At 64.1% G+C, this 24636-nt stretch carries 27 protein-coding genes; 17 read left to right on the top strand and 10 right to left on the bottom strand.

Annotation, left to right across the window (positions count from 1 at the left end; genetic code table 11):
- Window positions 1-14: 14 nt before the first annotated feature.
- From KVP70_RS17440 to petA, 5 genes are all read right to left on the bottom strand, one after another.
- Entirely contained in the window at window positions 15-494 is a 480-nt protein-coding gene (locus KVP70_RS17440) for a ClpXP protease specificity-enhancing factor (protein ID WP_217943485.1), read from the bottom strand.
- 91 nt (window positions 495-585) lie between these two features.
- Entirely contained in the window at window positions 586-1197 is a 612-nt protein-coding gene (locus tag KVP70_RS17445) for a glutathione S-transferase N-terminal domain-containing protein (protein WP_008443913.1), read from the bottom strand.
- 108 nt (window positions 1198-1305) lie between these two features.
- Window positions 1306-2070 (bottom strand): cytochrome c1, encoded by a 765-nt coding sequence (locus KVP70_RS17450; RefSeq protein ID WP_217943486.1) that lies wholly within the window; start codon window positions 2068-2070, stop codon window positions 1306-1308.
- 36 nt (window positions 2071-2106) lie between these two features.
- A complete protein-coding gene (locus tag KVP70_RS17455) occupies window positions 2107-3519 on the bottom strand; it encodes a cytochrome b (protein ID WP_217943487.1) in 1413 nt (470 codons plus the stop codon).
- 3 nt (window positions 3520-3522) lie between these two features.
- Window positions 3523-4131 (bottom strand): ubiquinol-cytochrome c reductase iron-sulfur subunit, encoded by a 609-nt coding sequence (gene petA, locus KVP70_RS17460; RefSeq protein ID WP_026334826.1) that lies wholly within the window; start codon window positions 4129-4131, stop codon window positions 3523-3525.
- A gap of 360 nt (window positions 4132-4491) precedes the next feature.
- On the opposite strand from petA, the gene mscL reads away from it, so the two are divergent.
- The 3 genes from mscL to KVP70_RS17475 are packed head-to-tail and all read left to right on the top strand — an operon-like array spanning window position 4492 to window position 6835.
- Entirely contained in the window at window positions 4492-4926 is a 435-nt protein-coding gene (gene mscL / locus KVP70_RS17465; RefSeq protein ID WP_304515522.1) for a large conductance mechanosensitive channel protein MscL, read from the top strand.
- 37 nt (window positions 4927-4963) lie between these two features.
- Window positions 4964-6139 carry a Do family serine endopeptidase gene (locus KVP70_RS17470; RefSeq protein WP_217943489.1) on the top strand — a complete coding sequence of 392 codons (1176 nt, stop codon included), beginning with the start codon at window positions 4964-4966 and terminating at the stop codon, window positions 6137-6139.
- 9 nt (window positions 6140-6148) lie between these two features.
- On the top strand, window positions 6149-6835 hold the full coding sequence (locus KVP70_RS17475; RefSeq protein ID WP_217943490.1) for a DUF2461 domain-containing protein: 687 nt from the start codon (window positions 6149-6151) through the stop codon (window positions 6833-6835).
- Between the two features lie 97 nt (window positions 6836-6932).
- Here the strand turns inward: KVP70_RS17475 and KVP70_RS17480 are convergent, their stop codons facing one another.
- The 5 genes from KVP70_RS17480 to KVP70_RS17500 all read right to left on the bottom strand — a co-directional run bounded on the left by KVP70_RS17480 (window position 6933) and on the right by KVP70_RS17500 (window position 9855).
- On the bottom strand, window positions 6933-7964 hold the full coding sequence (locus KVP70_RS17480) for an NAD(P)H-dependent glycerol-3-phosphate dehydrogenase (protein WP_217943491.1): 1032 nt from the start codon (window positions 7962-7964) through the stop codon (window positions 6933-6935).
- A 39-nt stretch (window positions 7965-8003) separates the two neighbouring features.
- Window positions 8004-8447 carry an SH3 domain-containing protein gene (locus tag KVP70_RS17485; protein WP_217943492.1) on the bottom strand — a complete coding sequence of 148 codons (444 nt, stop codon included), beginning with the start codon at window positions 8445-8447 and terminating at the stop codon, window positions 8004-8006.
- Window positions 8448-8544: 97 nt separating this feature from the next.
- Window positions 8545-9030 (bottom strand): protein-export chaperone SecB, encoded by a 486-nt coding sequence (gene secB / locus KVP70_RS17490; protein WP_217943493.1) that lies wholly within the window; start codon window positions 9028-9030, stop codon window positions 8545-8547.
- A gap of 152 nt (window positions 9031-9182) precedes the next feature.
- The gene (gene grxC, locus KVP70_RS17495) at window positions 9183-9443 is read right to left on the bottom strand and encodes a glutaredoxin 3 (RefSeq protein WP_176652980.1); all 261 of its coding nucleotides are present in this window, start codon (window positions 9441-9443) and stop codon (window positions 9183-9185) included.
- A gap of 10 nt (window positions 9444-9453) precedes the next feature.
- Window positions 9454-9855, bottom strand: coding sequence for a rhodanese-like domain-containing protein (locus KVP70_RS17500; RefSeq protein ID WP_217943494.1), 402 nt, complete (start codon window positions 9853-9855; stop codon window positions 9454-9456).
- 107 nt (window positions 9856-9962) lie between these two features.
- Between KVP70_RS17500 and gpmA the strand changes: the two genes are divergently transcribed.
- From gpmA to gspD, 14 genes are all read left to right on the top strand, one after another.
- Window positions 9963-10709, top strand: coding sequence for a 2,3-diphosphoglycerate-dependent phosphoglycerate mutase (gpmA, locus tag KVP70_RS17505; protein WP_217943495.1), 747 nt, complete (start codon window positions 9963-9965; stop codon window positions 10707-10709).
- Between the two features lie 61 nt (window positions 10710-10770).
- Window positions 10771-12237, top strand: coding sequence for a murein hydrolase activator EnvC family protein (locus KVP70_RS17510; protein WP_217943693.1), 1467 nt, complete (start codon window positions 10771-10773; stop codon window positions 12235-12237).
- Between the two features lie 15 nt (window positions 12238-12252).
- The gene (locus tag KVP70_RS17515) at window positions 12253-13821 is read left to right on the top strand and encodes a S41 family peptidase (protein WP_217943496.1); all 1569 of its coding nucleotides are present in this window, start codon (window positions 12253-12255) and stop codon (window positions 13819-13821) included.
- Window positions 13822-13849: 28 nt separating this feature from the next.
- Entirely contained in the window at window positions 13850-14599 is a 750-nt protein-coding gene (locus KVP70_RS17520) for a HesA/MoeB/ThiF family protein (protein WP_217943497.1), read from the top strand.
- A gap of 29 nt (window positions 14600-14628) precedes the next feature.
- Window positions 14629-16746 (top strand): amidohydrolase family protein, encoded by a 2118-nt coding sequence (locus KVP70_RS17525; RefSeq protein WP_217943498.1) that lies wholly within the window; start codon window positions 14629-14631, stop codon window positions 16744-16746.
- Between the two features lie 149 nt (window positions 16747-16895).
- Window positions 16896-17342, top strand: coding sequence for a type II secretion system major pseudopilin GspG (gene gspG, locus KVP70_RS17530; protein ID WP_217943499.1), 447 nt, complete (start codon window positions 16896-16898; stop codon window positions 17340-17342).
- 20 nt (window positions 17343-17362) lie between these two features.
- Window positions 17363-17830, top strand: a complete 468-nt coding sequence (locus KVP70_RS17535; protein WP_217943500.1) for a GspH/FimT family pseudopilin — start codon at window positions 17363-17365, stop codon at window positions 17828-17830.
- The gene (gspI, locus tag KVP70_RS17540) at window positions 17831-18202 is read left to right on the top strand and encodes a type II secretion system minor pseudopilin GspI (protein ID WP_026334832.1); all 372 of its coding nucleotides are present in this window, start codon (window positions 17831-17833) and stop codon (window positions 18200-18202) included.
- Window positions 18199-18825, top strand: coding sequence for a PulJ/GspJ family protein (locus tag KVP70_RS17545; RefSeq protein WP_217943501.1), 627 nt, complete (start codon window positions 18199-18201; stop codon window positions 18823-18825). Before gspI ends, KVP70_RS17545 begins: the two co-directional genes overlap by 4 nt.
- Window positions 18822-19769 carry a type II secretion system minor pseudopilin GspK gene (gspK, locus tag KVP70_RS17550; RefSeq protein ID WP_217943502.1) on the top strand — a complete coding sequence of 316 codons (948 nt, stop codon included), beginning with the start codon at window positions 18822-18824 and terminating at the stop codon, window positions 19767-19769. Before KVP70_RS17545 ends, gspK begins: the two co-directional genes overlap by 4 nt.
- Before the next feature lie 39 nt (window positions 19770-19808).
- Entirely contained in the window at window positions 19809-21059 is a 1251-nt protein-coding gene (gspL, locus tag KVP70_RS17555; protein WP_217943503.1) for a type II secretion system protein GspL, read from the top strand.
- Complete coding sequence (locus KVP70_RS17560; protein WP_217943504.1) at window positions 21056-21574, top strand: type II secretion system protein M; 519 nt, start codon at window positions 21056-21058, stop codon at window positions 21572-21574. The genes gspL and KVP70_RS17560 overlap by 4 nt, the downstream gene beginning before the upstream one ends.
- A gap of 16 nt (window positions 21575-21590) precedes the next feature.
- Window positions 21591-22364 carry a type II secretion system protein N gene (locus KVP70_RS17565; RefSeq protein WP_217943505.1) on the top strand — a complete coding sequence of 258 codons (774 nt, stop codon included), beginning with the start codon at window positions 21591-21593 and terminating at the stop codon, window positions 22362-22364.
- A 21-nt stretch (window positions 22365-22385) separates the two neighbouring features.
- Window positions 22386-24635 carry a type II secretion system secretin GspD gene (gene gspD / locus KVP70_RS17570; protein ID WP_217943506.1) on the top strand — a complete coding sequence of 750 codons (2250 nt, stop codon included), beginning with the start codon at window positions 22386-22388 and terminating at the stop codon, window positions 24633-24635.
- Window position 24636 lies beyond the last annotated feature (1 nt).

Genomic DNA, 24636 nt, shown 5'->3' on the forward strand with positions numbered 1-24636 from the left:
GGGCGAATTATACGCTATTTAATTCGCGTAAGAGTAGGCCGGCCGCCCTTTTTTGGCGGCTCGTTATCGTCGTCCGGAGCGCTTGGGGCCTCGCTCTTGGCCTCTTGCAAAGGCGCTGGAACAGCCGCCAGCACCGGCGCCGGCGCGCTGATTTCTTCGTCCGCCACCGGCTCGGCAAAGCCCGCTTGCGGCTCGAACGCCATCCCTTGGCCGTTCTCGTTGGCATAGATCGCCATGACGTTGTTGACCGGGACGTAGATCTCGCGCGACACGCCGCCGAAGCGCGCGTGGAAGCGGATGCTGTCGTTGTCCATCTTCAGGCCCGAGGTGGCGCCGAAGCTGATGTTGAGGACGATTTCGCCTTTTTTCACATATTCCATCGGCACCGTGGTCGAGGCGTCGACCTTGACGGCGAGGTAGGGCGTATAGCCGCTATCCGTGCACCACTCATAAATGGCGCGCAGCATGTAGGGCTTGGTTGAGATTTCAGACATGGTATTCCAGACTGCAGTAGAACCCGGCGCGCCGCCGACTAAGGCCGGCAAACGCGCCGATAGACTTCAAGTAAAACGGTCAACGCCCAAATTAACGGCGCATGACCTTTTCCGACGGCGTCAGCGCTTCGATATAGGCAGGGCGCGAGAAGATGCGCTCGGCGTACTTCATCAGCGGCGCTGCGGTCTTCGACAGTTCGATGCCGTAGTGATCCAGACGCCACAGCAGCGGCGCGACCGCCACGTCCAGCATCGAGAACTCATCGCCGAGCATGTACTTGTTCTTCAGGAACAGCGGCGCGAGCGTGGTCAGGCGGTCGCGGATTTCTGCGCGGGCCTTGTCGTGGCTCTTGTCGTTGCTCTTGGCGCGTTCGCTTTCCAGCACGTGCACGTGAACGAACAATTCCTTCTCGAAATTGAACAGCATCAGGCGCGCACGCGCGCGCATCAGCGGATCGGCCGGCATCAGTTGCGGATGCGGGAAGCGTTCGTCGATGTACTCATTGATGATGTTCGATTCGTACAGGATCAATTCACGTTCAACCAGGATAGGCACCTGACCATACGGATTCATGGTCGAGATGTCTTCCGGCTTGTTGAACAAGTCGACGTCGCGCACTTCGAAGTCCATGCCTTTTTCAAACAGGACCAGACGGCAGCGTTGCGAAAATGGGCAGGTTGTACCCGAGTAGAGAACCATCATTTTTATAGTTCCTTAGAAACAAAGGGGGTGAAGCCGCGAACGGATCACCCCAGATCGCCCGCCAACGCGGGCATCGCAAAACAAGCGCCGGCCAGCCGGCGCTCTCGATTATTTAACTTCTTTCCAGAACGACGCGTTCAGGCGCCATGCCAGGAAGGCGAACAGGGCCATGAAAAGCACCACCGCCACGCCCAGTTTCTTGCGGGTCTGCGCCGCAGGCTCCGCCATCCACTCCATGTAACCGACCAGGTCGGCCACCGCAGTGTCATATTCCAGTTTGCTCAGCTTGCCCGGCGTGACCTGCTCGAAGCCGGCAAACTGATGAATCTTCTTGCCTTCTTCGTGCGGATCGGCCACTTCTTCCATCTTGACCTTCTGCACGCCCTGCAGTTCCCACAGCGCATGCGGCATCGCCACGTTGTTGAGCACCAGGTTGTTCCAGCCGGTCGGGCGGGTGTCGTCCTTGTAGAAGGTGCGCAGATACGTGTACAGATAGTCGCCGCCGCTGCCGGCGCCCGACGATTTCGCGCGCGAAATGACGGACAGGTCCGGCGGCACCACGCCGAACCATGCTTTCGCATCTTTCGGATTCATCGTGGTGGTCATCATTTCGCCGACTTTGTCGCCGGTGAACAGCAAATTGGCCTTGATTTGCTCTTCCGTCAGGCCGAGGTCGCGCAGACGGTTGTAGCGCATCGAGGACGCATTATGACAGTTCAGGCAGTAATTGACGAACAGCTTGGCGCCATGTTGCAGTGCTGCCATGTTATTCGAACGGTCCGGCGCCTTGTCGAGCGCGATGCCGCCTTCGTTAGCCAGTGCCAGACCTGGCAGCAATGCCAGGATGGCGAGCAGTTTTTTAGGAAAATTCATGTAATGTCCTTTGTGTACTTTAGCCGGGGTGGTCGATCAGTGCGCGTGGAACACTACGCGGTCCGGGACCTTCTTGAACGTGCCCATGGCGCTCCACCATGGCATGAACAGGAAGAAGCTAAAGTAAAGCAGGGTGCATACTTGCGAGAACAGCGTGCGGCCTTCGGTCGGTGGCAGGGTACCCAGGTAGCCCAGCGCCAGGAAGCAGAAGAAGAACACGCCGTACACATACTTGTGCCAGCTCGGACGGTAGCGGATCGACTTGACCGGCGACTTGTCCAGCCAAGGCAGGAAGGCCAGGATCACCACCGAACCACCGAAGAACACCACGCCCCAGAACTTGGCGTCGAGCACCTGCGGCAGCATGCCGATGATGGCCACCAGCGCGATCACGGCGATGGCGGTCTTCACCATGCTCGACAGGCGCGATTTCAGCCAGATGAACACCACGTAGGCGGCGACGAAGAACATCAGCACCCACATGAAGTCGGCGGTGGTGGCGCGCAACACCGAGTAGAACGCGGTGAAGTACCAGGTCGGTGCGATGTGCAGCGGGGTCTTGAGCGAATCGCCCGGCAGGAAGTTGTTGTATTCCAGGAAGTAGCCGCCCATTTCCGGGGCGAAGAACACCACGGTGCTGAAGATCAGCAGGAAGATCGATACGCCGAACAGGTCGTGCACGGTGTAGTAAGGGTGCGAAGGAATCGAATCGACCGGGTGGCCGTCGGCGCCCAGGTTTTCTTTCACTTCGATGCCGTCCGGGTTGCTCGAACCGACTTCGTGCAGCGCGATCAGGTGGGCAGCCACCAGACCCAGCAGAACCAGCGGGATCGCGATCACGTGGAAGGCGAAGAAGCGGTTCAGGGTGGCGTCGGAGACCACGTAGTCGCCGCGGATCCACAGCGACAGGTCAGGGCCGATCAGCGGAATGGCGCCGAACAGGTTGACGATCACCTGGGCGCCCCAGTACGACATCTGGCCCCATGGCAGCAGGTAGCCGAAGAACGCTTCGGCCATCAGGCACAGGAAGATGGCGAAACCGAACAGCCAGATCAGTTCACGTGGCTTGCGGTACGAGCCGTACAGCAGGCCGCGCGTCATGTGCAGGTAGACGATGATGAAGAAGGCCGAGGCGCCGGTCGAGTGCATATAGCGCACCAGCCAGCCCCACGGTACTTCGCGCATGATGTATTCGACCGAACCGAAAGCCAGCAGGGCGTCCGGCTTGTAGTGCATGGTCAGGAAGATGCCGGTGACGATCTGCAGCACCAGCACCAGCATGGCCAGCGAGCCGAAGATGTACCAGAAGTTGAAGTTTTTCGGAGCGTAGTACTTGCCCCATTGATCATTCCACAGCTTGGTGAGCGGGAAGCGGTCGTCGACCCAGCCCAGCGCCTTTTGTGCGGCCGGAGCATCGGCCGGGAATTTTGTCTCTTTGAAAGCCGCCATGATTTACGCCTCGCCTTTCTCGTCTTTACCAATGATCAGCTTGGTGTCGCTCAGGAACATATGGCGCGGCACTTGCAGATTGTCCGGCGCCGGCTTGTTCTTGAACACGCGGCCGGCCATGTCGAAGGTCGAGCCGTGGCATGGGCAGAGGAAGCCGCCCTCCCAGTCGTCCGGCAACGATGGCTGCGGGCCTGGGGTGAATTTGGACGAGGGCGAGCAGCCCAGGTGGGTGCAGATGCCGACAGCGACCAGCAGCTCGGGTTTGCGCGAGCGCCATTCGTTGCGGGCATATTCCGGGGTGAATTCGTCCGGGTTGCGCTTGGAGTCGGCGTCGGCCACCTTGCCGTCGGTCTTTTTCAGCGAGGCCACCATTTCAGGGGTACGCTTGATGATCCAGACCGGCTTGCCGCGCCATTCGACGGTTTTCATTTCGCCTGGATTGAGGCTGGAAATATCCACTTCCACCGGTGCGCCGGCCGCTTTAGCGCGTTCGGACGGTTGGAACGTGCTAACCAGTGCCCCGGCGGTTGCCAGACCCACTACACCACCCGCCGCGCCTGTTGCGACGAGCAATCCGCGACGGCCGGAATCGACCTGCTTTTCGATACTCATACAAACCCCAATCAGTCAAAGTGCGAACAAAATCCGAGAACCGAGAACAAAACCTGAAACTTGATGAAGCACGAATATAGCTTCTAGCAACCTTAAATTATAAGGTAAGCGTGATACGAATTAAAGCAAAAACGTTGCCGTAACCCCAATTGGCGCGATTTGCGCACCGTTTTGGACTTGAATTCCGCCGGGCTATCCCCTACTGGCGGGGCGCAAGCCATAGATATTGATACAAGACAAATTTATAGCGTAATTCGCTACCTAAATGCGCACAGGGCGCGCGTGTTTGGAATCTAATTGAAAAAATAGTATGATCCAAGCGCAGTTTTGTTCACAAATGACCACAGCGGGGATAAAAAAATGTCAATGATGCAGGAATTTAAAGAATTCGCGATGAAGGGCAATGTGGTCGACCTGGCTGTGGGTGTGATCATCGGTGGCGCTTTCGGCAAGATCGTCGACTCGCTGGTGGCCGACATCATCATGCCGCCGATCGGCAAACTGTTCGGCGGCCTGGATTTCGCCAATTACTACATCGGCCTCAACGGCCAGGATGCGCACCTGAGCCTGGTCGAAGCGAAAAAGCTGGGCGCGGTGTGGGCCTACGGCAATTTCGCCACCATCCTGCTGAACTTTGTCATCCTGGCCTTCGTGATCTTCCAGATGGTGCGCCTGATGAACAAGGCGCGCACCCTGAACACCAGGGAAGCGGCGGCTGAAGCGGCCGCGGCGCCGGCGCCGACGCCGGAAGATATCGTGCTGCTGCGCGAGATCCGCGACTCACTCAAGAAATAACAAGGACGCCGTCTTCCGGGACGGCAGGCTGAAAGCTATGCGACGACTCTGGTTATTGTTTGCGCAAACGGTGACCGTCGTACTGGCACTGTATTTCGTCTACACGGCCGTGGGGCCGGAGCGGCGCGCGCCGGTGCGAACCCAGCAAATGGGCAGCGCCGACCATCCGGCCCTGATGCTGGAGGCGGGACCGGGCAAGGCGCCCGGCGTGGCGGTTGGTTCCTACCGCGCGGCGGCCGGGCGGGCGATGCCGGCCGTGGTCAACATCATCACCAGCAAGAAACCCAAGCGCGGCAAGCATCCGCTGCTGCGCGATCCCTTCTTTAAAAAATTCTTCGGCGAGCGCGACCGCGATCACGACGGCGAGAGCGACGACGAGGAGTCCAGCCTGGGCTCGGGCGTCATCGTTTCCGGCGAAGGCTATATCCTGACCAACAACCACGTGGTGGAGGCGGCCGACGAAATCGAGGTCATGCTGGCCGACGGCCGCAAGGCGGCCGCCCAGGTGGTCGGCACCGACCCCGAGACCGACCTGGCCGTCATCAAGATCGAGCTCGACAAGCTACCGGTGATCGTGCTGGGCCAGGCCGAGCAGGCGCAGGTGGGCGACGTGGTGCTGGCCATCGGCAACCCGTTCGGCGTCGGCCAGACGGTGACGATGGGCATCATCTCCGCGCTGGGCCGCAACAACCTGCACATCAACCATTTCGAGAACTTCATCCAGACCGACGCCGCGATCAACTTCGGCAATTCCGGCGGCGCGCTGGTGGACGCCAACGGCAACCTGCTGGGCATCAACTCGGCGATTTATTCGCAGTCGGGCGGCTCGGTCGGCATCGGTTTCGCGATACCGGTGTCGACCGCCAAGTCGGTGATGGAAGCCATCATCAAGTCCGGCCACGTGGTGCGCGGCTGGATCGGCGTGGAAACCCAGGAGATCACGCCGGAGCTGGCGTCGAGCTTCGGCCTGAAGCGCCAGAGCGGCGCCATCATCGCCGGCGTGGTGCGCAACGGCCCGGCCGACAAGGGCGGCATGAAGCCGGGCGACATCCTGCTGTCGGTGGACAACAAGCCGGTGGCCGACACCAACGAGATGCTGAATGTGATCGCCCAACTCGTTCCTGGCGGAAAAGCTAAAATGACGATCTTGCGCAAGAGCCGCGAGACCACGCTGGACATCACGGTCGGCAAGCGACCGGCCGGCGCCAAATAAGGAACTTTAATGCATCTGCGCGACCTGACTCAATTCCTCAAGGAACTGGCGGACAACAACAACCGTCCCTGGTTCATCATGAACAAACCGCGCTACGACATCCTGCGCGAAGAATTCCTGCAAGTGGTGACGGACATGATTATCGAGCTGGGCAAGTTCGACCCGGCGGTCAAGTTCTGCAATCCGAAAAAGGCGATGTTCCGCATCAACCGCGACGTGCGTTTCGCGCACGACAAGAGCCCGTACAAGACGCGCTTCTCGGCGGCCGTGGCGCCGAACGACCTGCGCCGTCCGAGCAAGGCCGGCGGGCCGACCTACTACATGCAGATCGACGGCTCTGGCCGCTTGTTGTTCGGCGCCGGCGAATACATGCCGCCGCCACCGCGCCTGAAGGCGCTGCGCCAGCACATGGTCGACGACGCGGCCGGCTTCAGCAAGGTGCTGAAGAACAAGAAGTTGAAAGCCACCTTCGGCGACATCCAGAACGAGGGCAAGCTGATGCGCCCACCCAAAGGTTTCGACCCTGAGCACGAGCACATCGAATACATTAAGCTGAAGAGTTTCTTCGTCTGGACCGAGCTCGACCTGCCGATGAACCAGCCGGAACTGCTGGTGCCGATGATAGCGAGCGGGCTCAAGGATGCATTCCCGCTGGTCGAATGGATGCGCGCGGCAAAAGAAGAGGAAGAAGAATAAAAACCACGGGGGTCAAGTCTGACATTCGGACACGAGCTCTGCCGTAACCACGGCTACGGCAGAGCTCGTGTCCGAATGTCAGACTTGACCCCCGTGCTTATTTTTCGTCGCGCGGGTCGCGGGCCAGCAGGCGCGAGACCATCGCCTGCGGCTGGTCGCCGTCGAACAGCACGCCGGCCACCGCGTTGGTGATCGGCATGTCGACGCCCATGCGGGCCGCCAGCTCGCGCACGGCTTTCGAGCACGGCACGCCTTCGGCCACATGGCCCAGCTCCTGCACGATGAGGTCCAGCGGCTTGCCCTGCGCCAGCCCGAGGCCGACGCGACGGTTGCGCGACAGGTCGCCGGTGCAGGTCAAAATCAGGTCGCCCATGCCGGTCAGGCCCATGAAGGTTTCGGTATGCCCGCCCAGCGCGGTGCCGAGCCGGGTGATTTCCGCCAGGCCGCGCGTGATCAGCGCGGCGCGCGCGTTCAAGCCCAGGCCCAGGCCGTCGGCCACGCCGGTGGCGATGGCCAGCACGTTTTTCACCGCGCCACCGACCTCAACCCCCACCAGGTCTTCGCTGGAATACACGCGGATATTGCCGCCGTGGACGGTCGCCACCACGCAGTCGCGCAAGGCCGCCGAGTCGGAGGCGATGGTCAGCGCGCACGGCAGGCCCTTGGCCACTTCCTGCGCAAACGACGGTCCCGACAAGGCGCCGCCGGCCACGCCGGCGCCCAGCACTGCGCGCACGATCTGGTGCGGCAGCAGGCCGGTGCCGTATTCGAAACCCTTGCACAGCCACACCACGTTCGGGATCGCCCGCGATTTGAGCTGCTCCAGCAGCGGCCGCAAGCCCGCCACCGGGCAGGCGGCGATCAGCAGGCTGTCCGGGCCGGCCACATGGGCCAGCGCGGCGTCGAAATCGGCGGCGACCCGCAGGCCGTCAGGGAAGGGATAACCAGGCAGGTAGCCGGTGTTTTCGCGCGCGCGCGCCATGTCCTGCAGGGCGCCGCTATTGCGGCCCCACAGCAGCACGTCGTGACGCTGGGCCAGCGCCATGGCGACGGCGGTGCCCCAGGCGCCTGCGCCGAGCACAGCCACCTTGCGGACAGTCGCCGCTGGTTTGTTTGGATTATCTTGCATGGGACCTCATTCGGCGACCGGATGTCGCCGCTACGGCAATTATATGCCCCAGACTTCGGAATTCTTGACGTAACCGACCAGGCCGTCGCGATGGCGCACCTTGAGCCAGCCGCCAGTGGCCGATTCGGTCACTTCGAGCAGCACGCCCTTGTCGGCGGTGAACACCGGCGCGGCGCCATCGTCCGGCGTGCTGCGGATTTTCAGGTTGGGGGTGCGGATGATGACGTTGCGCTTGCCGACCAGGCCTTTGGCCTCGGTCCAGGCCAGTTCGCCGTTGACGTCGCGTACTTTCAGCCATTCGCCATAGGCCAGCACCACTTCCAGCGGCGCGCCGCGCGGCACGACAAACAGCTTGCCGCCCTTGGTCGATGGCGCGTCGTAGAGGATGACGGGTGCGGCGCCCACCGTTTTGAAGTCGAACGCGTGACTGGCACTCATGGCCAACAACATGGTCAGACTGGCGATTAAACGGGGAAATGTCATGGCTTACCTTGCAGATGGACAGCGCGCGAAGGCGCGGCATGTCGGGGTGATACCGCTGCCGGACGTGGCGCCCGGCAGCGAAGTACTTCAGTACGACTTAGTGCGTGGTGGCAGCGCCGTCGGTTGCTGCTGGTGCTGCGGCGGCCGCATCGGCGATCGCTTGCATGCGCTGCTGGTAGAACACTTCGAAGTTGATCTCAGCCAGGTGCACTGGTGGGAAACCGGCACGGGTGATCACGTCGGCGATGTTGGCGCGCAGGTAAGGGTACACGATGTTCGGGCAACCGATGCCCAGCAGCGGATCGAGCTGCTCTGCTGGAATGTTGCGCGCTTCGAAGATACCGGCTTGCTTGCCTTCAACCAGGAAAGCGACCTTGTCTTTGACTTTGGCGGTCACGGTGATGGTGACGGTCGATTCGAACACGCCATCGGCCAGTGGCTCGGCGCCAACGTCCAGGGCGACTTCGATGGTCGGTGCTTCCTGTTCCAGGAAGATCGATGGGGAGTTCGGTTGTTCCAGCGACATGTCTTTCAGGTAGACGCGTTGGATTTGGAATACTGGTTGCAGGTTTTCGTCAGACATGGAACGCTTTCGTTATAGTGAAAACGAGCGGCACGGGCCGCTCAGAATAAGTTTGCTTGGTATGGAGCTCAAATCAAACGCGAGGGCAATTGTATCAAAACCATTATGGTTTCAAACTATTTCTGCGGCCCTCTCGTTGTATTTGGGGCTGATTAGCCATTTAACAAGGGCGACAGGCCGCCAGCTTGATCCAACGCATACAAATCGTCGAAACCGCCGACATGGGTGTCGCCGATGTAGATCTGCGGCACGGTGCGGCGACCGGTCTTTTGCATCATCAGCATGCGCTGCTCCGGGTCCAGGTCGACGCGGATCTTCTCCAGGCCGGTCACGCCCTTGGCTTCCAGCAGGCGCTCGGCGCGCACGCAGTAGGGGCATACGGCGGTGGTGTACATGATTACACGGGCAGTCATCTCGACCTCCTTATTTGGCCAGCGGCAGGCCGGCTTTTTGCCATGCGGCAACGCCGCCGTCCAGGTTCACCACGTCGGTAAAGCCGGCTTTGGCCAGTTTGGCGGCCGCCGACGAGGCGCGCGCGCCCGTCTTGCAGACCACGACCACGCTCTTGGTCTTGAACTTTTCCAATTCGCCGAGGCGGTTGGACAGCTCGCCCAGCGGAATATTCTTGGCTTCTGGCAAGTGACCAGCAGCAAATTCCGTTGCGTCGCGGACGTCTACAATGGTGGCTTTGCTGCGGTTGATCAACAGCGTCACCTCTTGCGCGGAGGCGCGTTTGCCGCGCTGCGTCAGGACCGGCCAGAGCAGGGCGCCGCCCGAAAGGAGCACGATGGCGATGATGAAAATATTGTCAATGAAGAATTTCACAGGGTTCCAATGGTTTAAGTCAATCCGCGCATTATAAAATAGAAGCTGGAAGAGTTCTCGCAGTACCGGTTTTCCGTCCCGTTCAATCCTTTTTGAAGATAGTTCACATGTATAAAATCGTATTCATGCGCCACGGCGAGTCCACCTGGAACCTCTCGAACCGCTTCACCGGCTGGACCGATGTGGACCTGACCGAGAAGGGCATCGCCGAAGCCAAGGCGGCCGGCAAGGTGCTGAAAGAGTCCGGCTACACCTTCGACCTGGCCTACACCTCGGTGCTCAAGCGCGCGATCCGCACGCTGTGGCTGAGCATGGACGAGATGGATATGATGTACCTGCCGGTCAAGAACGACTGGCGCCTGAACGAGCGCCACTACGGCGCCCTGCAGGGCCTGGACAAGGGCGAAACCGCCGCCAAGTACGGCGACGACCAGGTGCTGGTATGGCGCCGCAGCTACGACACGCCGCCGCCGCCGCTGGCCGACAACGACGACCGCGCCTCCTTCAACGACCCGCGCTACGCCGGCCTGGACAAGTCGCAGATCCCGCTGACCGAATGCCTGAAGGACACCGTGGCGCGCGTGATGCCGGTGTGGGACGAGGACATCGCCCCGGCCATCCGCGCCGGCAAGAAGATCATCATCTCGGCCCACGGCAACAGCCTGCGCGCCCTGATTAAGATGCTCGACGGCATCAGCGACAACGACATCGTCGGCCTCAACATCCCCAACGGCCAGCCGCTGGTCTACGAGCTGGACGAGAACCTGAAGCCGATCCGCCACTACTACCTGGGTGACGCCGACGCCATCGCCGCGGCCCAGGCGGCCGTCGCCAACCAGGGCAAGGCCAAGTAATTTGTCGCCTTCTTCCTTCCGCGGCTGGCGTGGTGCCGCCACCAGTGCGGCACTCTTGCTGATGATGCTGAACGGGGCGCAGGCCGCGCCGTTCAGCAAGACCACCGAGCGCAGCAAGCAGAAAGCGGCGGCCGAGGCCGAGCGCGCCGGCTTGCAGCAAAAACTCAGCGCGCTCAAGAAAGACATCGGCAAGACCGAAAGCGCCAAGGACGACGCGGCCGACACGCTGGCCGAGTCCGAACAGGCGATCTCGGACGCCAACCGCTCGCTGCGCGACCTGGCGCAGGAGCAGGGCGACACCAACACCAAGCTGCAACAGCTGGCCGTCGAGCACGACAAGCTGGCGGCCACGGTCGCCCAGCAAAAGCAGCAGCTGGCCAAGCTGCTGCGCGACCAGTACGTCGCCGGCAACGAGGACCGCATCAAGCTGCTGCTGTCCGGCGACAACCCCAACCGCATCAACCGCGACCTGCAAATGATGTCCTACGTGTCGCAGGCCCAGGCGCGCCTGCTGGACTCGCTGCGCGCCAACCTGAAGGCGGTCGAGGTCAACCAGGCCGAGGCGCAGAACGCCAAGGACGAGCTGCAGGAAATCGCCGCCGAGGAAATGGAACAGAAGGCCAAGCTGGAGCAGGAGAAGACCCGCCGCGCCAACTTGCTGGCCTCGCTGTCGAAGAAACTGGTGGCCCAGCGCAAGGAAGCCGGCAACGTCGAGCGCGACGAACAGCGCCTGACCGGCCTGGTCGACAAGCTGGGCAAACTGATACAGGAGCAGGCGATCGCCGCCGCCGCCGAGAAAAAACGCCAGGAACAACTGGCCGCCGCCCGCGCCAGGGCGGACGCGGAAGCCAAAGCCAAGGCGGAAGCCGAGGCGCGTGCGCTGGCCAAGGCCAAGGTCGCCGCCGAAGCCGAGCGCCAGCGCCTGGCCAAGGCCAACACGGGAAAATCCGGCACCATCAAGCCGGCGCCGTCCAAACCGGCCACCATCGAGACCGAGCCGCCGAAAGTGGCGCAGCAACAGCCGCCGCCAAAACCACCGGAACCGCTCAAGCCGGCGCCGCGCGAGGAAGAACCGGCCAAGCCGGCCGCCAAGGCTGCGGATATCGCGCTGGCCCCGGCGGTGCCGTCCGGTGCGCCGTTCGTCAGCCTCAAGGGCCAGTTGCGTCCGCCCGTCAGCGGCAAGATCGCCGCCAAGTTCGGCACCAAGCGCGGCGACGGCCCAAGCTGGAAGGGCGTGTTCATCCGCACCGGCGAAGGCGCCGAGATCCGCTCCGTCGCCAGCGGCAAGGTCATCTTCTCGGACTGGCTGCGCGGCTTCGGCAACATGATTATCGTCGACCACGGCGGCCAGTACTGGAGCATCTACGGCAATTGCGAGTCGCTGCTCAAACGGGTCGGCGACGTCGTCAAGCCTGGCGACTCGATCGCCAGCGCAGGTAACAGCGGCGGCAACGAGGAATCGGGGCTATACTTTGAGCTTCGCCATCAGGGCACAGCATTCGATCCGGCTGGCTGGGTCAAGTTTTAAGGTTCGCGGAAAAAAATGGGCAACAAAGTCAAGAGCATCGGCCTGATCGGCCTGGGGATGGTGGCTGGTGTCGCCGTCTCCTTGCAGTTTTCCGCCATCGCGCAAAAAGTCACCGGTTCGCCGCTGCCGCTCGAAGAGCTGCGCCAGTTGTCCGACGTCTTCGGCCTGATTAAAACCGACTACGTCGAAAACGTCGACGACAAGAAGCTGCTCACCGAAGCCATCTCCGGCATGGTGTCCTCGCTCGATCCGCATTCGGTCTACCTGGATAAAAAAGCCTTCCGCGAAATGCGCGAGACCGTGGCCGGCAAATTCGTCGGCATCGGCGTCGAAGTCGGCATGGAAGACGGCTACATCAAAGTCGTCTCGCCGATCGAGGATTCGCCCGCCTTCAAGGCCGGCGTCAAGACCGGCGACCTGATCACCCGCATCGACGGCACGCCGATCAAGGGCATGTCGCTCGACGAAAGCGTCAAGAAGATGCGCGGCGAGCCGCACTCCAAGGTCACCGTCACCATCAGCCGCAAGGACGAGGACAAGCCCATCGTCCTGACCATCTCGCGCGAGGAGATCCGCGTGCAGAGCGTCAAGGCCAAGATCATCGAGCCGGGTTATGCGTGGCTGCGCATCTCGCAGTTCCAGGAGCCGACCGTCGAGGACATGGCCAAGAAAATCACCGCCCTGTACGCGCAAGACCCGCACATCAAGGGCCTGGTGCTGGACCTGCGCAACGATCCGGGCGGCGTGGTGCCGGGCGCGATCGGCGTCTCGGCCGCCTTCCTGCCCAAGGATGCGGTGATCGTCTCGACCAACGGCCAGCTGCTCGACTCCAAGCAAACTTTTTACGGCCGCAGCGAGTTCTATGCGTCCCGTCCCAAGAACGATCCGCTGGCCAAGCTGCCGGCCGCGCTCAAGGACGTGCCGATGGTGGTGCTGGTGAACGCCGGTTCGGCGTCGGCCTCCGAGATCGTCGCCGGCGCGCTGCAGGACTACAAGCGCGCCACCATCATGGGCACGCAGACTTTCGGCAAGGGCTCGGTGCAGACGCTGCGCCAGCTGACCGCCGACACCGCCGTCAAGCTGACCACGGCGCGCTACTACACGCCGCACAACCGCTCGATCCAGGCGCGCGGCATCGTGCCGGACCTGATGGTCGACGAAACCGCCGACGGCGACGGCTTGAACAGCCTGCGCGTGCGGGAAGCGGACCTGCAAAAACACCTGAACAACGACAAGGACCCGGACGGCGACGGCGCCGCCAAGAAAGCCCTGAACGCACAGCGCGAAGAGCTGGAAGACGGCCAGGGCACGGCCTCGCTGGCGAAGAAAGCCAAGCCGGTGGAATTCGGCTCCAAGGAAGACTTCCAGCTGGCGCAGGCGATCAACCACTTCAAGGGCTTGCCGGTCAAGCTGTCGAAAGTGGAGGCGACGCCCGCCGCCGGCGGCGAAGTCGGCGAGATCAAGTCGGACAGCAAGACCGACAAGACCGACGTCAAGCCAGCCGTCAAACCGACCGCCAAGCCGGAATCCAAGCCCAAGGCCAGCGAAAAAAAGCCGGCCTTGAAACAGCCAGTAACCCAATAAACGACAGGCGCGCCGCCGGTCCGAGACCATGAACGACTCGCAACTGCTGCGCTATTCGCGCCATATCCTGCTCGACGAAATCGGCATAGAAGGCCAGCAAAAGCTGCTGGCCGCGCATGCGCTGGTGATCGGCGCCGGCGGCCTCGGTTCGCCGGCCGCCATGTACCTGGCGTCGGCCGGCGTCGGCCACATCACGCTGGTCGACAACGACACCGTCGATCTCACCAACCTGCAGCGCCAGATCGCCCACACCACCGAGCGGGTCGGCCAATCCAAGGCGGAGTCGGCGCGCATCACGCTGGCCCAGATTAATCCGGAAATTACCATCACCGCGCTGAACGAACGCGTCGACGACGCCCGCCTGGCCGAACTGGTGGCGCAGGCCGACGTGGTGCTCGACTGCACCGACAACTTCGCCACCCGCCACGCCGTCAACCGCGCCTGCGTCGCGCTGGGCAAGCCGCTGGTGTCGGGCGCGGTGATACGCTTCGACGGCCAGGTCAGCGTGTTCGATCCGCGCGGCGGTGCGCAACCCTGTTACTCCTGCCTGTTCCCGCAGGACCAGCAGTTTGAAGATGTGGCCTGTTCCACCATGGGCGTGTTCGCGCCGCTGGTCGGTGTGGTCGGCGCGATGCAGGCGGCCGAAGCGCTCAAGCTGCTGATGGGCGTGGGCGCCTCGCTGGCCGGGCGCCTGTTGATGTTGGACGGTCTGCACATGGAGTGGACCAGCATAGGTGTGGGGCGCAACGGCGATTGCCCGGTCTGCGCAAAAAAATAACACTAACCGGAAGGAGACTTATCTTGTTGATGAAACGACTCGCTGTATTGCCGCTGGCCTTGGCCGCGGCGTTCGCCGCACAGGCAGCCACCAGCACCAAGTACCTGATCATTTCGGAAAGCGGCAAGCAGATCGGCGAACAAGCCGTCGAGCGCCAGGACGACGGCCTGACCAAAGTACGTTTCATCTTCAAGAACAACGGCCGCGGCCCGGAACTGGCGGAACAATTCCGCATGGGCGCCGACGGCGTGATGACCGAGTACAGCGTCAAGGGCAACTCCACCTTCGGCGCCGTGGTCGACGAGCGCTTCGAGCGCAAGGGCGACCAGGCGGAATGGAAGTCCACCTCCGAGCAGGGCAAGAAGGCCGTCAGCGGCCCGGCCGGCTACCTGCCGCTGAACGGCTCCTTTGAAACCGTTTCCGCCTACATCACCGCGCTGGACGCCGCGCCCGGACACAAAATGGCGCTGCTGCCATCGGGCACGCTGTCGCAGACCGTGCTCGATACGCTGGAAGTGAACGGCGACGGCGGCCAGAAACAATCCGTGCAGTTGCTGGCGCAAACCGGCGTCGGCCTGTCGCCGTCGTTTTACTGGGCCACCACCGGAGCCAAGCCGCGCCTGTTCGGCGTGATCATCCCCGGCTTCGCCAACATGCTGGAAGAAGGCTGGCAGGGCGCCGCGCCAGTGCTGGCCGCGCGCCAGAAGCAGGCCGAGAGCAAGATGCTGGAGGACCTGGCCGCCAAGCTGCAACACCCGCTGACCGGCCTGACCCTGGTGCGCAACGCCCGCGTGTTCGACAGCGACAAGGCCACCGTCGGCGCGCCGTCCGACATCTACGTGCTGCGCGGCCGCATCACCGCCGTGCTGCCGGCCGGCTCGCCGGTGCGCGGCGCCGACAACACCATCGACGCCGGCGGCCGCATCGTGTTGCCCGGCCTGTTCGACATGCACGGCCACGTCGACCGCTGGTCCGGCGCGCTGAACATGTCCACCGGCGTGACCAGCGTGCGCGACATGGGCAACGACAACAAGCAACTGCAGGCGATGCTGGACGAAACCGCCGCCGGCAAGCTGCTGGCGCCGCAGGTGGTGCCGGCCGGCTTCCTGGAAGGCGAGAGCCCGTTCAGCGCCATGAACGGCTTCACCATCAAGGACCTGCCGGGCGCGAAGGACGCGATCGACTGGTACGCGGAGCACGGCTATCCGCAACTGAAGATCTACAACTCCTTCCCGAAAGCCATCCTGAAGGACACCGTGACCTACGCCCACAGCCGCGGCATGCGCGTGTCCGGCCACATTCCGGCCGGCCTGCGCGCGCAGGAGGCGCTGGACGCCGGCTACGACGAGATCCAGCACATCAACCAGGTGCTGCTGAACTTCCTCGTCAAGCCGGACACGGAAACCCGCAACCTGAACCGCTTCCTGCTGCCGGCCGAGAAAGTCGCCGGCATGGACTTCAGCACCAAGCCGTTCAAGGACTTCGTCGCCGACCTGGCGAAGAAGCAGATTTCGATCGACCCGACGCTGTCGGCATTCGCCTTCATCCAGCAGAAGGACGGCGACGTCAATGAGCCGTACCGCGCCTTCGCCGCCAACATGCCGCCGGACGTGGCGCGCGGCTTCGCCGTCGGCGCCATGAAGATCGAAGGCGCCGATACGCTCAAGCGCTACCAGCAGTCCTACGCCAAGATGGTGGAATTCGTCGGCATCATGTACAAGGCCGGCGTGCCCATCGTCGCCGGCACCGACGACATTCCCGGTTTCACGCTGCATTCGGAGCTGGCGCTGCTGGTCAAGGCCGGCCTGACGCCGGCCCAGGCCTTGCAAGTGGCCACCCGCAACGGCGCCCGCTACACCCGCACCAGCAACGACCGTGGCAGCATCGCCGCCGGCAAGCTGGCCGACCTGGTGCTGGTGGACGGCGATCCGACCAAGGATATCGGCGACGTCCGCAAGGTGGCGGCGGTGATCACGCGCGGCTATGTCATCTATCCGCAGGAGATCGATACGGCACTGGGCGTCGCGCCGTTCGTCAAGGCAGCGCCGCAGCTTGCGAGAACCACGGCCGCCGTGGCGGACATGAACGGCGGCGGCAACGACGGCGCCCGCCGTCGCATCGACGCCACCGCTCATCAGCGCGACTAGGTAAAACGCGGTAAAAACCGGGCGCGCAGGCGCCCGGTTAAGCCCGTGTTTAAGCCCCATTTAAGCCTCCCGGCGCAAAACTCGTTTTAGGGTGCCGCTGGCGCCGATTCGGCCTTATACTCTGCAATCATTTTAATTTGTCATCGAATATGAAAAAACTCTCCCTGCCCCGTCGTGCCGCCTCGCGCGGCTTTACGCTGATCGAAATCATGGTGGTGGTGGTCATCATGGGCGTGCTGGCGGCGCTGGTCGTGCCCAAGCTGCTGAGCCGCACCGGCGAGTCCAAAGTGGCCGCCGCCAAGGTCGATATCGCCACCGTCATGCAGGCGCTCAAGCTGTACAAGCTGGATAACCAGCGCTATCCGAGCACCGAGCAGGGTCTGCAGGCGCTGCTGACCAAGCCGACCGCCGGCCCGTCCGCCAACGGCTGGAAAGCCGGCGGCTACCTGGAAAAAATGCCGAAAGACCCGTGGGGCAACCCCTACCAGTTCCTGTCGCCGGGCATCAAGGGCGAAGTCGACGTGTTCTCCTACGGCGCCGACGGCGCGCCGGGCGGCACCGGCGACGACGCCGACATCGGCTCCTGGGACAACTGATCGCATAGGGAGCACGGCTTATGCGCGCCGCCCGCCAGCGTGGTTTCACGCTGATCGAACTGCTGGTGGTGATGGTCATCCTGGGCGTCACGCTGGGACTGGTGTCGCTCAACGCGCTGCCGGGCCAGAAGCAATCGCTGCGTGAAGACGCGCAGCGCGTGGCGCTGCTGCTGCAACTGGCGCGCGACGAGGCCATCGTGCGCAACCGCCAGATCGCCTTCGAGGCGGGATCGGACGGCTACCGCTTCCTGATCCGCAACGACAAGCAATGGGACGTGGCGGTGCAGGACGACCTGCTGCGCGAGCGCGAATTCAAGCACGCCCCGATCACGCTGATGCTCGACCCGCCGCCCAACGTCGCCGACGCCAACCTGCGCATCGTCTTCGGCCGCGAGCCGGTCGACAAACCCTTCGTGCTGACCCTCAGCGCCGGTGATGCCAGCATCGCCATCCGCGCCGACGGCATCGGCCATTTCACGGTGGACTAGATGCGCCTTCCTCGACAACGCGGCTTTACTTTGCTGGAAGTGCTGGTGGCGCTGGTGATCGTCGGCACCGCGCTTGGCGCCTCGCTGCGCGCGGTCGGCAGCCTGACCGCCAACAGCGACGGCCTGCGCGGCGCCATGATGGCCACCTGGTCGGCCGAGAACCGGCTGGTGCAGCTGCGCCTGACGCGCCAGTTCCCGGCGGTCGGCAAGCAGACCTTTGAATGCCCGCAGGGCGACATGAAGCTGATGTGCCAGGAGGAAGTGATCGCCAGCCCGAATCCGCGCTTCCGCCGGGTCGAGGTCAGCGTCTACGACCAGGCCGCGCCGGACCGGCGCATCATCAAGCTGGTCCAACTGGTGTTGAACCAATGACGCCGACTATGCGCCGCGCGCGCGGCTTCACGCTGATCGAACTGCTGGTGGCGATTTCGATCCTCGCCATCGTCGCGGTGCTGGGCTGGCGTGGGCTGGACGGCATCATCCGCTCGCGCGCCGCGCTGACCGCGACGATGGAGCAGACGCGCGGGCTGCAACTGGCCTTCGCCCAGCTGCAAAGCGATTGCGCCAACCTGGCGCCGCAGAAGTTGATCGGCACGCGCACCATCCTGAGCGCGGAAGACGGCCGCATCACGCTGGTGCGGCTGGTGTTGACCGAGAACGAGGCCACGCGGGTGGAGGTGGTGTCCTACCGCGTGCGCGACGGCATGCTGACGCGGCGCGAATCGGCCGGCACGCGCGACCTGGCGCAGCTGGACGCGATGTGGCAGGCGGCCAATAGCGACATCGATCCGGCCGCCAGCGTGGCGCTGAAATCGGGCGTGCAGCGCATGGCGATGCGTTTCTGGACCACGCAGGGCTGGGTGCAGGCGGCGGGCGCGATGCCTGCTCCGGCGCCGGCCGCTGCCAACAGCGCGCCTAGCGGCCTGGAAGTGTCGATGGTGCTGGACGGCCAGGAAGTCCCGATGACCAAATCCTTTCTGCTGGGGGCACTGTGAAGCTGCGGCGCCAGCGCGGCGTGGCCGTCATCACGGCCTTGTTGCTGACGACGCTGGCGGTGACCATCGTCGCCAGCCTGTTCTGGCAGCAGCAGGTGCAGGTGCGCTCGATGGAGAACCAGCGCCTGCAACTGCAAACGCGCTGGATCGTGCGCGGCGCGCTGGACCTGAGCCGGCTGGTGCTGTACCAGGACTTCCTGGATTCGCAATTGGTCACGCAGGCGGGCGGCATCTGGGCCACGCCGCTGGAAGAAACGCGGCTGGACGACTACATCGAGCGCGAACGCGCCGAGGCGGAAAATTTCAACGCCACCCTGTCCGGCAAGATGATTGACGCGCAGTCGCGTTACAATCTTGCCAATCTGGCGGTGAACCATGTGATCGAGGGTACCCAGGTGAAGGTGTTCGAGCGCTTGCTGACCAATCTGCGGCTCGATCCGTCGCTGGCGCAGGCGGTGGCTACCCAGGTGGCAAACGCCCAAACGGCGCTGCCAAAGGAAGGCCAGGCTGCGCCGAAAACCACTGGCCCGCAGCCGATCGACCTGCTGCGGGTGGAGGATTTGCTGGCGGTGAGCGGCTTTACGCCGCAGACGATAGAGCGCTTGCGCGAGTTCGTCATCATCCTGCCGGAACCGGCAACGGAGTTGAACGTGAATACCGTGCCGGCCGAGCTGATGTCGGCGCTGTATGAGCGGCTGTCGCTGTCGGATGCGGCTGCCATGGTGAATACGCGCAAGCGGGTCTTTTACTACACCGTGGAAGCGTTTAAGGGGCAGCCGCAGGTGAAGGATATGCAGCCGCCGGAAGTACCTTTCGGCGTCAAGAGCAGCTACTTCCTGGCCTACAGCCGGGTGAGGCTGGACCGGGCGGCGCTCGATACGCAGTCCCTGATGCATCGGGAGAGGAACGGCATCACGTCAGTGGTATGGATACGGGAAAACTAGAACAGCTATGAAACACAGCGTGAACGAAAGCGAGACCCTTTGACTACACTACTTATCCGCTATCCGGCCAAGGCCAGCGTCGACAGCGGCGCGGCCCAGACCTGCCCGTTCGCGCTGGTGGGCGACGGCGGCAATTTGCTGCAACAGGGCGCTTCGCCGCTGGGCAACCTGTCGGACCTGGTGGCATCGGCGCGCCGCGTGGTGCTGCTGCTGGCCGCCACCGACGTCACGCTGCTGCGCGTGGTGGCGCCACCGCTGTCCGCCGCGCGCCTGAAGGCCGCGCTGCCGGCGCTGGTGGAAGAACAGGTGCTGGGCGATCCGGCCGACTGCGTGCTGGCGGCCGGCGCCGCCGACGCCGAGGGCGCCCGCACGGTCGCCGTGGTCCAGCGCAGCTGGATCGAGGTGCTGGTCAAGGCGCTGATGGCGCAGGGCGCGCACCACATCGCGGTGCTGCCGGCGCAACTGTGCCTGCCATTCCAGCCGGGTTCCGTCTCGGCCGCGCTGAGCACCGGCGACGCCGGTTTCGAACTGATACTGCGCCAGTCCCAGACCATGGGCATGGGCCTGACGCTGCCGGCGCAGCCGCAAGCCGCGCTGCAAACGCTGCGCGCCATGGCGGGCGACGAGCCGGTCACGCTGTACCTGTCGGCGGCGCAGATGGCGCAGTTCGCGCCGCTGGTGGCCGATGTGGACGCCGGCCACGGCGTCACCCTGCTGGAAGACCACTGGGCGCACTGGGTGGCCGCCTCCCGTTCGGCGGGACTGGACCTGGCGCCGGCGCTGGGCGCCAGCGGCACCTCCGCGCGCCAATGGCAGCGCTGGCGCTGGCCGCTGCGCATCGCCGCGCTGGCGCTGCTGGTCAACGTGGTCGGCCTGAACGTCGAATGGCTGCGCCTCAAGCGCGAGGCCGACGCCGTCAGCCTGTCCATGCTGCAGACCTTCAAGGCCGCCTATCCGAAAGAGCTGGTGATACTCGACCCGGCCGCGCAGATGCGCAAGAACATCGCGCTGGCCAAGGCCGACGGCGGCCAGCCGGCCGCCGATGAATTCACCGCGCTGAGCGCCGCCCTCGGCGAAGCGCTGGGCGCGCTGCCGCGCAAGGACATCATCGCCACGCTGGAATACCGCGAGCACGCGCTGCAAATGAAGGTCAAACCCAACACCGTCGATACCGGCACGCTGGCGCAGCTGCGCTCCGCGCTGGCGGCGCGCAAGCTGGACCTGTCGGAAGACCGTCCAGGCACCTGGCAAATACGTCCGCTAAGCGGCACGGGCGGAGGAAAATCATGAGCAAGCTGACACTGACGATACAAGAGTACCGCGGCCGCGCGTCGGCCTTCTGGATCGAGCGTACCGAGCAGGAACGCCAGTTCCTCGCCATCGGCGGCGCCGTGCTGGGACTGGCGCTGTTTTATTCGCTGCTGGTCGCGCCGGCGCTGGACGGCGGCGCCAAGCTGCGCAAGTCGCTGCCAGAGCTGCGCCAGCAGGCCGCCGAGCTGCAGGCGCTGGCGCTGGAAGCGGCCTCGCTGCGCGGCCAGAACACCATCGCCCCGGCGCCGATGACGCGCGAGATGCTCAACGCCGGCCTGACGGCGCGCGGCCTGGTCACGCAATCGGTGTCCGTCACCGGCGAATACGCCAAGGTGCAGATGAGCGGCGTGTCCTTCCCAGCCCTGATGGCCTGGCTGGACGCGATCCGCACCGAAAGCCGCATCGCCGTCTCGGAGGCGAACATCAGCGCGCAGGACACCGCGGGCATGGTCAACGCCACGCTGACGCTGCGCCAGAACACGGGCGGACGATGATGCAAAAAGGCTGTCCATGAAGCGCGCCGTGCTATGGTTGCTGACCATCGCGCTGAGCGTGGCGGCGACGCTGGCGGTGTTCTTTCCGGCCGCCTGGCTGGGCTCCCTGGTGGAGTCGCGCACGGGAGGCCGTTTGACGCTGGGGGACGCGCAGGGTACGCTGTGGCGCGGTTCGGCCTTTATCGGCGGCGCGGCCAGCGGCAACAGCGCGGTCACGCCGCTGCTGCCGGGCCGTTTCAGCTGGCGGATTTCGCCGCTGGCGCTGGTCGGCATGGTCGACCTGCAACTGGAAAACAGCGAGGCGCTGGCGCAGCCGCTGACCTTCAAGGGCAGCTGGTCGCACTGGCAGCTCAGTCCATCGGCGCTGCTGCTGCCGGCCGAGGGCCTGGCCGGCCTGGGCGCGCCGCTGAACACCGTGGCGCCCAGCGGCACCATGCGGCTGTCGTGGACCGCGCTGGAGCTGGCGCTGGCCGAGCGCCAGGTGTCCATCAACGGCCGCACCACGCTGGAGATGACGGACATGGCGTCGCGGCTGTCGTCGGTACGCCCGCTGGGCAGCTACGCGCTGGCGCTGGACTGGCACGGGCAGTCGGCGGGGCTGACGCTCAATTCCGTCAAGGGACCGCTGCTGCTGAGCGGTTCCGGCAACCTGAATAACGGCCGCCTGCAGTTTTCCGGGCAGGCCGAGGCAGCAAAAGGATTTGAAGAGCAGCTGGCCAATCTGTTGAATTTGCTGGGCCAGCGCAAACCGAATAGTGACCGCAACATCATCGCTTTAGAGTTCCACTAAGTTCAGATAAAAGTTCAGACAATGAAAAAACAGTCCGTGAGCAAATCCAATCTTCCCGCGCTGCGCCGCCTGAGCGCGGGCGCGATGCTGTGCTGTGCGACCAGTGTCGTGCCGGTCGTGACGCCCTTGCTGGCGTTGCTGCCGCTGGCCGCGCATGCCGCGGCCGACGACGCCGCGCTGAACTTTGTCGGCGCCGACATCGAATCGGTGATCAAGGCGGTCGGCCACTACACCAACATCACCTTCGTGATCGACCCGCGCGTCAAGGGCACGCTGACGGTGGTGTCGGAAAAGCCGGTCACCAAATCGCAGGCTTTTGGTTTGCTCACTTCCGCGCTGCGCCTGCAAGGCTATGCGGTGGTCAGCGGCGACGGCTACGCCAAGGTGGTGCCGGAGGCGGACGCCAAGCTGCAGGCGGGACCGACCCAGGTCGGCGCCGGCCAGGCCACGGCCAAGGGCGACCAGGTAGTCAGCCAGATCTTCCATCTGAATTACGAGTCGGCGGCCAACGTGGTGACGGTGCTGCGCCCGCTGATTTCGCCGAACAACACCATCAACGCCAATCCGGGCAATAACACCGTGGTCGTCACCGACTACGCCGACAACGTCAAGCGCCTGGCCAAGATCGTCGCCGCGCTGGATGCGCCGGCCGTCGCCGACCTGGACGTGATCCCGGTGCGCTACGCCATCGCCAGCGACCTGGCGGCCATGGTCAACAAACTGATGGACAGCGGCGCCGGCGCCGGCGACGCCGGCAAGACCAGCGTGCTGGCCGATCCGCGCACCAATGCGCTGATCGTGCGCGCGCCGTCGGCGGCCCGCTCCAACCTGGCCAAGTCGCTGATCGCCAAGCTCGATCAGCCGACCCAGGAACTGGGCAACGTCCACGTGGTCTACCTGAAGAACGCCGAAGCGGCCAAGCTGGCGCAGACCTTGCGCTCGGTGGTGTCGGGCGACACCTCGGCGGCCAATGCCACCGGCATCGGCGGCACCGGCCAGACCGGCCAAGGCCAGGGCCAGGGGGGCCTGGGCGGCCAAAGCAGCAACACCGGCGGCATCGGCGGCGGCATGGGCGGCAACAGCAGCGGCAGCACCAGCAGCGGTCCAAGCAATCCGCTGCTGACCGGCTCCGGCCAGCAGCAGGGCGGCGGCGGCACGGCCGGCTACATCCAGGCCGATTCCACCACCAACACGCTGATCATCACCGCGCCGGAATCGGTGTACCGCAACCTGCGTGCCGTGATCGACCAGCTGGACGTGCGCCGCGCGCAGGTCTACATCGAATCGCTGATCGTCGAAGTCTCGTCCGACAAGGCCTCCGAATTCGGCGTGCAGTGGGTCGGCGCGACCGGCAACGAGAACAGCACCTACCGCGTCGGCGGCCTGCAATCGTATTCGACCGGCGGCAACAACATCGGCACGCTGGCCACTTCGCTGCTCAGCAAGAGCACCACCACCACTACCGCGCTGCCGGGCGCCGGCCTGACCATCGGCGTATTCAAGCAGGTCGCCGGCGGCCTTGGCCTGGGCGCGCTGGCGCGCTCGCTGGAATCGGACGGCAACGCCAACGTGCTGTCGACGCCTAACATGATCACGCTCGATAACGAGCTGGCCACCATCTCGGTCGGCCAGAACGTGCCGGTGCTGACCGGCCAGTTCACCACCACCTCGGGCACCAACAACAATCCTTTCCAGACCATCGACCGCAAGGAAGTGGGCCTGACGCTGAAGGTGCGCCCGCAGATTTCCGAGGGCGGCACGGTCAAGCTGGCGATCTATCACGAGACCTCCAGCGTCGACAAGACCACGCTGACGGCGGCCGCCGGCATCACCATCAACAAGCGCGTGATCGAGAACAACGTCATCGCCGACGACGGCCAGATCATCGTGCTGGGCGGCCTGATCGAAGACACCGAAGGCGACGGCGTGGACAAGGTGCGCGGGCTGGGCGACATCCCGGTGCTGGGCAATCTGTTCAAGTACCAGACCCGCACCCGCAAGAAGACCAACCTGATGGTGTTCCTGCGCCCGGTGGTGATCCGCAACAAGGAGCAGAGCACCTCGCTGGCGACCGACCGCTACGACTACATGCGCGGCCAGCAGGAAGCGATCCAGCCGCCGGAGAGCATCCTGGTCAAGGACCTCGGCCAGCCTATGCTGCCGACCTTGAAAGACGGCGCGCCGCTGGGCGGCACCATGGTGCGTCCGCTGCCTTCCGCGCCGACGCCGGTGCGCGAGCCGGGCGCCGGCGAACCAAACAAGCAGAAGTGAC

It is taken from the genome of Duganella violaceipulchra (assembly GCF_019166075.1).
Classification (GTDB): domain Bacteria; phylum Pseudomonadota; class Gammaproteobacteria; order Burkholderiales; family Burkholderiaceae_D; genus Rugamonas; species Rugamonas violaceipulchra.

What these genes read in the sequence shown, in the direction of transcription:
- KVP70_RS17445 (WP_008443913.1), bottom strand. Translation starts at nt 1,197, where the DNA reads ATGATGGTTCTCTACTCGGGTACAACCTGCCCATTTTCGCAACGCTGC.
- KVP70_RS17535 (WP_217943500.1), top strand. Translation starts at nt 17,363, where the DNA reads ATGCGCGCCGCCCGCCAGCGTGGTTTCACGCTGATCGAACTGCTGGTG.
- KVP70_RS17520 (WP_217943497.1), top strand. Translation starts at nt 13,850, where the DNA reads ATGAACGACTCGCAACTGCTGCGCTATTCGCGCCATATCCTGCTCGAC.
- KVP70_RS17480 (WP_217943491.1), bottom strand. Translation starts at nt 7,964, where the DNA reads ATGCAAGATAATCCAAACAAACCAGCGGCGACTGTCCGCAAGGTGGCT.
- KVP70_RS17565 (WP_217943505.1), top strand. Translation starts at nt 21,591, where the DNA reads ATGAAGCGCGCCGTGCTATGGTTGCTGACCATCGCGCTGAGCGTGGCG.
- gspD (WP_217943506.1), top strand. Translation starts at nt 22,386, where the DNA reads ATGAAAAAACAGTCCGTGAGCAAATCCAATCTTCCCGCGCTGCGCCGC.
- gspI (WP_026334832.1), top strand. Translation starts at nt 17,831, where the DNA reads ATGCGCCTTCCTCGACAACGCGGCTTTACTTTGCTGGAAGTGCTGGTG.
- secB (WP_217943493.1), bottom strand. Translation starts at nt 9,030, where the DNA reads ATGTCTGACGAAAACCTGCAACCAGTATTCCAAATCCAACGCGTCTAC.
- mscL (WP_304515522.1), top strand. Translation starts at nt 4,492, where the DNA reads ATGTCAATGATGCAGGAATTTAAAGAATTCGCGATGAAGGGCAATGTG.
- KVP70_RS17470 (WP_217943489.1), top strand. Translation starts at nt 4,964, where the DNA reads ATGCGACGACTCTGGTTATTGTTTGCGCAAACGGTGACCGTCGTACTG.
- petA (WP_026334826.1), bottom strand. Translation starts at nt 4,131, where the DNA reads ATGAGTATCGAAAAGCAGGTCGATTCCGGCCGTCGCGGATTGCTCGTC.
- KVP70_RS17450 (WP_217943486.1), bottom strand. Translation starts at nt 2,070, where the DNA reads ATGAATTTTCCTAAAAAACTGCTCGCCATCCTGGCATTGCTGCCAGGT.
- KVP70_RS17440 (WP_217943485.1), bottom strand. Translation starts at nt 494, where the DNA reads ATGTCTGAAATCTCAACCAAGCCCTACATGCTGCGCGCCATTTATGAG.
- KVP70_RS17475 (WP_217943490.1), top strand. Translation starts at nt 6,149, where the DNA reads ATGCATCTGCGCGACCTGACTCAATTCCTCAAGGAACTGGCGGACAAC.
- KVP70_RS17515 (WP_217943496.1), top strand. Translation starts at nt 12,253, where the DNA reads ATGGGCAACAAAGTCAAGAGCATCGGCCTGATCGGCCTGGGGATGGTG.
- KVP70_RS17525 (WP_217943498.1), top strand. Translation starts at nt 14,629, where the DNA reads ATGAAACGACTCGCTGTATTGCCGCTGGCCTTGGCCGCGGCGTTCGCC.
- KVP70_RS17545 (WP_217943501.1), top strand. Translation starts at nt 18,199, where the DNA reads ATGACGCCGACTATGCGCCGCGCGCGCGGCTTCACGCTGATCGAACTG.
- gpmA (WP_217943495.1), top strand. Translation starts at nt 9,963, where the DNA reads ATGTATAAAATCGTATTCATGCGCCACGGCGAGTCCACCTGGAACCTC.
- KVP70_RS17510 (WP_217943693.1), top strand. Translation starts at nt 10,771, where the DNA reads ATGATGCTGAACGGGGCGCAGGCCGCGCCGTTCAGCAAGACCACCGAG.
- KVP70_RS17560 (WP_217943504.1), top strand. Translation starts at nt 21,056, where the DNA reads ATGAGCAAGCTGACACTGACGATACAAGAGTACCGCGGCCGCGCGTCG.
- KVP70_RS17485 (WP_217943492.1), bottom strand. Translation starts at nt 8,447, where the DNA reads ATGACATTTCCCCGTTTAATCGCCAGTCTGACCATGTTGTTGGCCATG.
- grxC (WP_176652980.1), bottom strand. Translation starts at nt 9,443, where the DNA reads ATGACTGCCCGTGTAATCATGTACACCACCGCCGTATGCCCCTACTGC.
- KVP70_RS17455 (WP_217943487.1), bottom strand. Translation starts at nt 3,519, where the DNA reads ATGGCGGCTTTCAAAGAGACAAAATTCCCGGCCGATGCTCCGGCCGCA.
- gspG (WP_217943499.1), top strand. Translation starts at nt 16,896, where the DNA reads ATGAAAAAACTCTCCCTGCCCCGTCGTGCCGCCTCGCGCGGCTTTACG.